This window comes from Cellulomonas septica, assembly GCF_012396155.1.
GTDB classification, from domain to species: Bacteria; Actinomycetota; Actinomycetes; order Actinomycetales; family Cellulomonadaceae; genus Cellulomonas; species Cellulomonas septica.
In genome coordinates, this window is record NZ_JAAXOY010000094.1 from 1 (window position 1) to 8,233 (window position 8,233).

Consider the following 8,233-nt stretch of genomic DNA (forward strand, 5'->3'; position numbering starts at 1 on the left):
CAGCACGTCGCGTGGGGGGACCGCCGGTCCGTCGCTGCCCCCGGCCGCCGTCCGCGCGGTGCTGCGGGGGTCGGGCGCGGCGGCGGGGGTCCAGGGCGTCACCCGCGCAACGGTAGTCTCCCGTCGGGAGGCTGATCGATGGTGCAGGAGCGGGTCGGACCGCAGTGGCCGCGGATGACGCACGAGTCGTCGTCGGCCGAGCCCGACGTGCCCCCGGCGACCGGCCCCATCCCCGTCGAGGAGGCGCCGCTCGACCCGCGCGCGATCGCTCGTGCGTCGCTCGACGCCGCCCGCAACGCGTCGCTGTGGTGGACGAGCGCCGGTGTGGTCCTGTCCGTGCTCGTCGCGTTCGTCGTCGGTGCCCGCGCCGGGGCGTACACGCTCGCGGGTGTCATGGCGCTGTGCGGCGTCGTGCGCGCGGCATGGCCGTCGCCCGGCCCGGTCGCGATCTCGGTCCGGTCCAAGCCGATCGACCTCGTGCTGCTGTTCGGCGCCGCGCTCTCGCTGGGCGTCCTCGCCCACTCGCTGCCGCCGGGCGCCTGAGCCCGGACGCGTTGCCGCCGGGTGCTGGGCCCGGATGCGCTGTCGACGGGCGCCTGCGCCGGACCCGCTGCTGCCGGGCGCCTGAGCCTCGACCCCCTGCTGCGGGACGACCGGGCCCGGACGCGACGACGGGCCCGGCCCCCCGTGGGGAGCCGGGCCCGTCGGACGTGCAGTCAGGCCTTGCGGTCCTCGACGACGAGCACGTCGTCGGTCGTGACGTAGACGTCGTCCTCCTCGAAGAGGTTGTCCTCGACCGGCTCCGACGCGAACGCGCGGTAGAGGAGCGCGGCGATGGCGGCACCGAGGAGCGGCGCGACCCAGAACAGCCAGACCTGCTCGAGCGCCCACGACTCGGAGAAGATCGCGGTCGCGAGCGAACGGGCCGGGTTGAGCGAGCCGTTCGTCACGGGGATCGCGACGAGCAGCAGCGCGGCGAGCGCGAGGCCGATCGCGGCCGGGGCGGCGCCCGAGGTGGAGCGGCGGTCGGTCGCGCCGAGGATGATGCCGACGAACACGGCGGTCACGACGAGCTCGATGAGCCCGGCGCCGATCCACGAGAAGCCCTCGCCGGCCTGCGCGGCGATGGGCGAGTGGGCGGCGAACCCGTTCGACGTGGCCGAGAAGAAGCCGCGCTCCTGGTCGGCGAGCGCGGGCAGCGTCGTCACCACGACGAACAGCACGGCGGTCGCCGCGACGGCGCCGACGAGCTGCGCGAGCCAGTAGGGGAGCAGGTCGCGCCACGACGTCCGGCCCGCGAGCACGGCGCCGAACGTCACGGCCGGGTTGAAGTGGCCACCGGAGACGTGGCCGACCGCGGCGATCCCCGCGAAGACCGCGATGCCGAACGCGAGGGCCACCGCGAGCGGACCGGCCTGCGTCACGGCGGCGTACAGCGCGGTGCCGACGCCGGCGAGGACGAGCACGAACGTGCCGAACGCCTCGGCGCCGATCCGCGCGAGCAGTCCGGGGCCGGTGGTGACGACCGTGCCGGCGGGCACGACGTACGCGTCGACCTCCTCGTCCGCGTCGCTCGGGACGGGCGGCACGGCGGGCGTGCCGGTGGTGTCGCCGGGCTTCGCGAACCCCGTCGCGGCGGCGGTCGCGTTCGTGGGGGCGGGGCCGGCGGCGGCGGCCTTCTCGTCGGGCGCGCCGGCGGTCTGGTCAGGCGTGTCGTGGGACATGTCGGTCCTGTCGTGAGTACGTGTCCGCGGGCGCGTGCGCGGGCCGGGCCGGCCAACCCGCTGCGCCGTTGCTGATGGGGGCCAGCATGCCAGCCCTGCCTGAGCAGGGGCGCGGTATCGCCGGGCCGTCCGGTCACCGAGATGTCTTGATGTCGAGTAATCTTGTCCGCGGAAACCGCCGGCCGCTGCGTTCCCCCGCGTGCGCGCGGCCCCGGCCCCCGGGCCCGCCAGGGCCCTCCCCACGGCACAGGAGACCCCCGCATGGCGAAGATCAAGGTCGTCGGCCCGGTCGTCGAGCTCGACGGCGACGAGATGACGCGCATCATCTGGCAGTTCATCAAGGACCGCCTGATCCACCCGTACCTCGACATCGACCTGCGCTACTACGACCTGTCGATCCAGAACCGCGACGCCACCGACGACCAGGTGACGATCGACGCGGCGCACGCCATCAAGGAGCACGGCGTCGGCGTCAAGTGCGCGACGATCACGCCCGACGAGGCGCGCGTCGAGGAGTTCGGCCTGAAGAAGATGTGGGTCTCGCCCAACGGCACGATCCGCAACATCCTCGGCGGCGTGGTCTTCCGCGAGCCGATCATCATCAGCAACATCCCGCGCCTGGTGCCGGGCTGGAACAAGCCGATCATCATCGGCCGTCATGCCCACGGCGACCAGTACAAGGCGACGAACTTCAAGGTCGCCGGCGCGGGCACCCTGACGCTGACGTTCACGCCCGCCGACGGCTCGGAGCCGATCCAGCAGCAGGTCGTGACGTACCCGGCCGAGGGTGGCGTCGCGATGGGCATGTACAACTTCAACGAGTCGATCCGCGACTTCGCGCGCGCCTCGTTCGCGTACGGCCTGCAGCGCGGCTACCCGGTCTACCTGTCGACCAAGAACACGATCCTCAAGGCCTACGACGGCCAGTTCAAGGACATCTTCCAGGAGGTGTTCGACGCCGAGTTCAAGGCGGACTTCGACGCCGCCGGGCTGACCTACGAGCACCGCCTCATCGACGACATGGTCGCCGCGGCCATGAAGTGGGAGGGCGGCTACGTCTGGGCCTGCAAGAACTACGACGGCGACGTGCAGTCCGACACCGTCGCGCAGGGCTTCGGCTCGCTCGGCCTCATGACGTCGGTCCTCATGACCCCGGACGGCAAGACCGTCGAGGCCGAGGCCGCGCACGGCACCGTCACGCGCCACTACCGCCAGTACCAGGCGGGCAAGCCCACGTCGACGAACCCGATCGCGTCGATCTTCGCGTGGACGGGCGGCCTCAAGCACCGCGGCAAGCTCGACGCCACGCCCGAGGTCACGCAGTTCGCCGAGACGCTCGAGGACGTCGTCATCAAGACCGTCGAGAGCGGCAAGATGACGAAGGACCTCGCGCTGCTCATCGGTCCGGACCAGGCCTGGCTGACGACCGAGGAGTTCCTCGCCGCGCTCGACGAGAACCTCTCGGCGCGCCTGGGCTGACCCCGGCACGCACGACGACGAAGGGCGGCATCCCGTGGGGGTGCCGCCCTTCGCGCGCGCCCGGGTCCGGGTAGCGTGCGGGTAGCCCCGACCGGGGCCGCCGCCGTCGTCGTCCCCGAGGAGCAGCCGTGCCCGCCAGCCAGCCTGTCAACGTCACCGTCACGGGGGCCGCCGGCCAGATCGGCTACGCGCTGCTGTTCCGGGTCGCGTCCGGGCAGCTGCTCGGCCCCGACACACCCGTGCGGCTGCGGCTGCTCGAGGTCCCGCAGGCCGTCAAGGCCGCCGAGGGCACCGCGATGGAGCTCGACGACTGCGCGTTCCCGCTGCTCGCGGGCATCGACATCCACGACGACGCGACCGCCGCGTTCGACGGCGTCAACGTCGCGCTGCTCGTCGGCGCCCGCCCGCGCACCGCGGGCATGGAGCGCGGCGACCTGCTGTCCGCCAACGGCGGCATCTTCGGCCCGCAGGGGGCGGCGATCAACGCGGGCGCGGCCGACGACGTGCGCGTCCTGGTCGTCGGCAACCCCGCCAACACGAACGCCTGGATCGCCGCGCAGCACGCCCCGGACGTGCCCGCCGCGCGCTTCACGGCCATGACGCGGCTCGACCACAACCGGGCCGTCGCGCAGCTCGCCGCCCGCACGGGTGCGTCCGTCGACGACATCCGCCGCGTCGCGATCTGGGGCAACCACTCCGCGACCCAGTACCCCGACGTGTCGCACGCGACCATCGGCTTCCGGCCGGCGCGCGAGGTCGTCGGCGACGACGCCTGGCTCAGCGACACCTTCATCCCGACCGTCGCGAAGCGCGGCGCGGCGATCATCGAGGCGCGGGGCGCGTCCTCGGCCGCGTCGGCGGCCAACGCCGCGATCGACCACGTGCACACCTGGGTGCACGGCACGCCCGAGGGGGACTGGACGTCCGCGGGCATCGTGTCCGACGGGTCGTACGGGGTGCCCGAGGGGCTCGTCTCCTCGTTCCCGGTGACGTCGTCGGGCGGCGAGTGGCAGATCGTCCCGGACCTCGACATCGACGACGCCTCGCGCGCGCGCATCGACGCGTCCGTCGCCGAGCTCGTCGAGGAGCGCGAGGCCGTCCGCGCGCTGGGTCTCGTGTGAACCGTCGGCATCCCCAGCTCTACCTGACGCAGTGTCCCGTCTGCAGCTACGGCTTGCTGAAGCCGATCCTGACCCGGTACGGCGTCGTGATCCTGTCCTGCGACGAGGAGGGCGAGATCTGGTTCCACCCGGCCGACGTGACGGTCGACGCGTTCTACCGGCCGCCCGCGCCGAGCAGGCAGAACGACGAGGGATCGCTGCTGGCTGCTCCGACCCGTGAGGCGACGCGGGACGAGCTGCCCGCGTCGTGGCGCGCGTTCGACTGGCGCGAGTACTAGGCGGAGCGCGGGCACGCGCCCCGGGCTCTGCCGATCGACGGGACGAGAGGGGGAGCCGTGCTGTGGCTGCGCGAGTGCCCGGACGACCACCAAGGGCTGGTCCGACCGATGGTGACGGAGTCGGGTCGCGTCATCCTGTTCTGCGACGACGTCGGGGAGGTCTGGCTCGACCCCGTCGAGGCTGCGCGGGACTCGCGTCTCCACCCGTGGAGCCCGACGTGGCACGTCGTCGACGACGTGCACGTGAGGCCTGGCACCACGCGCTGGGCCGAGCGGGCGGACCTCCCGCCGGAGTGGTCGGCGTGCACGTGGCACGACGACTGAGGGAGCCTGCGGCGGGGAGCGGGCTCCGGGTGGTCGAGCCGCGGCTATCGTCACCGTGTGATCGCAACCGTCGGAACGGCGCCGTGCCGCACCGCCGTCGCTGCGCCGGACCCGTGGATCCCGCTCGACGTCGTCTGGGGTGACGACACACCCGGGGCGCGTGTCTACCTGTACGTCACCGATCCCGCGGGTGGGTTCGTCGAGCTCAAGGTCGACCCGGACTCCGGCGAGCTCTGCGAGCTGATCGTGATCAACCTGCCGCGGCGTGTGCACCGCACGCTCGAGAGCGCCGAGGTCGAGGAGGACCGGACCGCGGTGGTCGACCTGGCGACCTGGTCCTGGATCGCGGGCAGCGACCCCCGAGAGCCGGAACGGCCCGACGTCGACGTCACGGGCGCGCTCACGTACTCGGCCGAGGGCGACCGCGTGACCCTCTGGTTCTCGGACGCGCCTGTCGAGCGCCTCCTCCGCACCGGGCCGGTGCGGGTCGGCCTCGCGCGGACGGGTGCGATCGTGGCGGTGGAGGCGAATCTGGCGGGCCAGCCCGACCACGGGCACTTCTCGAGGGAGGGGTCGGCGGTCGGTGCCGCAGATCGCCGGCCGGAGTCCTGAGACGGTGCGCGTCGCCGTGCGCGTGAGGCCGGGGGCGTCGCGCACCCGCGTCGGCGGCCTGCACGGGGACCGGCTGGTGGTGGCCGTGCAGGCGCGTGCGGTTGACGGCGCGGCGACCGAGGCGGCGCTCGTCGCGCTCGCCGACGCGCTGGGGGTGCGACGGCGGCACGTCTCGCTCGTGTCGGGCGCGACGAGCCGGGACAAGGTCGTGGAGGTCGACGACGCCGTCGTCACCGCGGACGTCGGCACCCGGGTCGCGTCGCTCCTGGGCGGGGACCGAGAGATGCCCGCGACGGAAGGTGAGTGAGTGACGAGGGACGAGGTGTACGGGTCGCGGCCCGACCTCCTGCCGCCGGGCTTGGTGCGCCTCACGTGGACGCGCGCGACGGGTGCCGAGTGGGTCGCGTGCGAGGGTGTCGAGCTGCTGACGGTCGAGGAGCACCTGCGCGTCGAGCGGGACACCGTCGGTCGGTTCTCGCGGAGGTCCGACGGCTCGGTCGACTGGTCGGCCCACCCGGGGTGCGTCGTGCGCTCGACGACGGCGACCCCGGACGCGTTCGCTCGGGAGCTGCGGACCCTGGCCGGGGAGGGCGGCTCGCTCGTCGCGTCGTGGGGCGGGTCCTCCACCCTGCCGAGCGTGCGGGTGGCGGCGGACCGGGCGATCGAGGTGCTGCCCGAAGCGGTCGTGCGGTCGCACGAGGTCACGGTGTGGCGGGACGACGTGCGCGGGCTGCTGGAGTACGCGTACTTCCACGACAGCGTGGTGCGCGCGAGGGTGCCGTCGGACGGGTGACGGCAACGCGACCGTCGAGGCCGCGCCCACGAGCTCAGTCGCCGAGGCGACGCAGGAGGTCGCGCACCGCGGCGGCGAGCACCGCCGGGGCGTCGTGGTGGACGAAGTGGCCGCAGCCCCGCAGGACGCGGACCTCGACGCCGTAGGGCCGCAGCGCGTCGGCGGCGGCGTGCCGAGCGGGCGGTGAGTCGGCGCCGACGGTGACCACGACCGGCCCCTGGGCGGGTGCGACGGGCGACGGCTGGAAGCGGCGGAACATCGCGAGGTCGCGACCGACGGCGTCGGGGTCGTCCGCCGCCATCGACGCGTCCCACGTCGGCCCGTAGAGCGCGGTGCCGAAGCCGGCCACGCCGCCGGCGGCCCAGCCGGCGAGGACGTGGTCGAGCAAGCCGGGGACGAGCGAGCCGACCGCGGGCTCGTGCAGGACGGCGCCGGCGAGCGGGACGTCCGAGGCGGCCAGGGCGAGCCCGAGCGTCGCACCTCCGCTGACGCCCACGACGACCGCACCCTCGACGTCGCCCAGTGCGTCGAGCTCGCGCGGCAGGTCACCGGTGCTCGGCCGCTCGGGGGTGACGACGTCGGCGACGTCCAGCAGGAGCGGCCGCACCCGGTCCCAGACGTGCGCGGTGGTGCCGGCGCCGTGCACGAGGACCACGCGGGGGAGCGGCATGGGCGCGAGCCTATGGCCCGTCAGGCGCCTCGGCGGTGGTGCCCGGAGCGGCCGAGGCGCGCGGACACGCAGGTGTTACGTCGAGCGCGTATGTCCGAAACATCACGGTCGTAGCGTCCGGGCGCATGGATACACGGAGGGATACGGCACTGCATACGCCGTCCCGGCGTGGTGCGAGCCGGCCGTGACGGCCGAGCCCGCGGTCCGCGCCGCGAGCCGGGTCGGCAAGCCGCCCGCGCTGCTCGAGGCGCGCAGCCTCACCAAGCGGTTCGGCGAGGTCCTGGCCAACGCCGACGTCGACCTCACCGTCCTCCCGGGCACCGTGCACGGGCTGATCGGGGAGAACGGGGCCGGCAAGAGCACGCTCCTCAAGATGCTGTACGGCGTCTACACCCCGGACGAGGGACGTCTCTACGTCGACGGCGCGCCCGTCGAGCCGGGGAGCCCGGCGGACGCGCGTGCGCTCGGCATCGGCATGGTGTTCCAGGACCTGCGGCTCGTCCCGGCGCTCACGGTGGCCGAGAACATCGCCCTCGCACTCCCCGAGGGGCCGTTGCTCGGGCTGCGCGCGCTGTCGGCGCGGGTCGCCGAGGCCTCCGCGCGGTACGGCCTGTCCGTCGACCCGGCGGCCACCGTGCGGCACCTGTCGATCGGCGAGCGGCAGCGCACCGAGATCCTCAAGGTCCTCATGACGGGCGCGCGCCTCGTGATCCTCGACGAGCCGACGAGCGTGCTCGCGCCGCAGGAGGTCGAGGCGCTGTTCGGCGTCGTGGCGCAACTCCGCGACCAGGGGCTCGCGGTCGTCCTCGTCACGCACAAGCTCAACGAGGTCCGCGCGATCGCCGACCAGGTGACCGTGCTCCGCGGCGGGCGCGTCGTCGTCGGCGCGGCCGACCCCGCGGGCTTCACCGACGCCGAGCTCGTCGAGGCCATGGTCGGCCGGCGCGTCCCGCCGCTCGCCCAGGAGCGCACGCCCGTTCCCGACACCGACCGTCCGTCCCTCAGGCTGCGCGGCGCGACGGCACGCGGCGACCGCGGGCACGTGGCGCTCAAGGGGGTCGACCTCGACGTGAGGCCGGGGGAGCTCGTCGGGGTCGCCGGTGTCGCGGGCAGCGGGCAGAAGGAGCTGTGCGAGGTCGCGCTCGGCCTCCGTCCCCTGACCGGCGGCACGGTCCGGGTCGGCGACGCCGAGCCCGGGGCGCTGACCGTGCGGGACGCGATCGCGCACGGAG

General features: G+C 74.1%; 11 protein-coding genes. 9 read left to right on the plus strand and 2 right to left on the minus strand.

Annotated elements, in window-relative coordinates; translation table 11 throughout:
- The first annotated feature begins 138 nt into the window (after positions 1 to 138).
- On the plus strand, positions 139 to 543 hold the full coding sequence (locus HGA02_RS05750) for a DUF3017 domain-containing protein (RefSeq protein WP_168678197.1): 405 nt from the start codon (positions 139 to 141) through the stop codon (positions 541 to 543).
- 173 nt (positions 544 to 716) lie between these two features.
- Here HGA02_RS05750 and HGA02_RS05755 read toward each other — a convergent pair whose 3' ends face one another.
- The gene (locus tag HGA02_RS05755; protein WP_168678198.1) at positions 717 to 1,724 is read right to left on the minus strand and encodes an aquaporin; all 1,008 of its coding nucleotides are present in this window, start codon (positions 1,722 to 1,724) and stop codon (positions 717 to 719) included.
- A gap of 261 nt (positions 1,725 to 1,985) precedes the next feature.
- Between HGA02_RS05755 and HGA02_RS05760 the strand changes: the two genes are divergently transcribed.
- The 7 genes from HGA02_RS05760 (at position 1,986) to HGA02_RS05790 (ending at position 6,331) form a co-directional block, all read left to right on the plus strand.
- Positions 1,986 to 3,203, plus strand: a complete 1,218-nt coding sequence (locus tag HGA02_RS05760; protein WP_168678199.1) for an NADP-dependent isocitrate dehydrogenase — start codon at positions 1,986 to 1,988, stop codon at positions 3,201 to 3,203.
- 128 nt (positions 3,204 to 3,331) lie between these two features.
- The gene (locus HGA02_RS05765) at positions 3,332 to 4,324 is read left to right on the plus strand and encodes a malate dehydrogenase (protein WP_168678200.1); all 993 of its coding nucleotides are present in this window, start codon (positions 3,332 to 3,334) and stop codon (positions 4,322 to 4,324) included.
- Positions 4,325 to 4,377: 53 nt separating this feature from the next.
- The gene (locus HGA02_RS05770) at positions 4,378 to 4,602 is read left to right on the plus strand and encodes a hypothetical protein (RefSeq protein WP_168678201.1); all 225 of its coding nucleotides are present in this window, start codon (positions 4,378 to 4,380) and stop codon (positions 4,600 to 4,602) included.
- 57 nt (positions 4,603 to 4,659) lie between these two features.
- On the plus strand, positions 4,660 to 4,926 hold the full coding sequence (locus HGA02_RS05775) for a hypothetical protein (RefSeq protein WP_210728218.1): 267 nt from the start codon (positions 4,660 to 4,662) through the stop codon (positions 4,924 to 4,926).
- Positions 4,927 to 4,983: 57 nt separating this feature from the next.
- Entirely contained in the window at positions 4,984 to 5,538 is a 555-nt protein-coding gene (locus HGA02_RS21595) for a hypothetical protein (RefSeq protein WP_168678202.1), read from the plus strand.
- A 16-nt stretch (positions 5,539 to 5,554) separates the two neighbouring features.
- The gene (locus HGA02_RS21600) at positions 5,555 to 5,845 is read left to right on the plus strand and encodes a DUF167 domain-containing protein (RefSeq protein WP_343035302.1); all 291 of its coding nucleotides are present in this window, start codon (positions 5,555 to 5,557) and stop codon (positions 5,843 to 5,845) included.
- Complete coding sequence (locus HGA02_RS05790) at positions 5,846 to 6,331, plus strand: hypothetical protein (RefSeq protein ID WP_168678203.1); 486 nt, start codon at positions 5,846 to 5,848, stop codon at positions 6,329 to 6,331.
- 34 nt (positions 6,332 to 6,365) lie between these two features.
- On the opposite strand, the gene HGA02_RS05795 is transcribed toward HGA02_RS05790, so the two are convergent.
- On the minus strand, positions 6,366 to 7,001 hold the full coding sequence (locus tag HGA02_RS05795; RefSeq protein WP_168678204.1) for an alpha/beta fold hydrolase: 636 nt from the start codon (positions 6,999 to 7,001) through the stop codon (positions 6,366 to 6,368).
- A 184-nt stretch (positions 7,002 to 7,185) separates the two neighbouring features.
- On the opposite strand from HGA02_RS05795, the gene HGA02_RS05800 reads away from it, so the two are divergent.
- Positions 7,186 to 8,233 (plus strand): ABC transporter ATP-binding protein (locus HGA02_RS05800; RefSeq protein WP_210728219.1); only part of this gene is annotated, 1,048 nt, incomplete at its 3' end.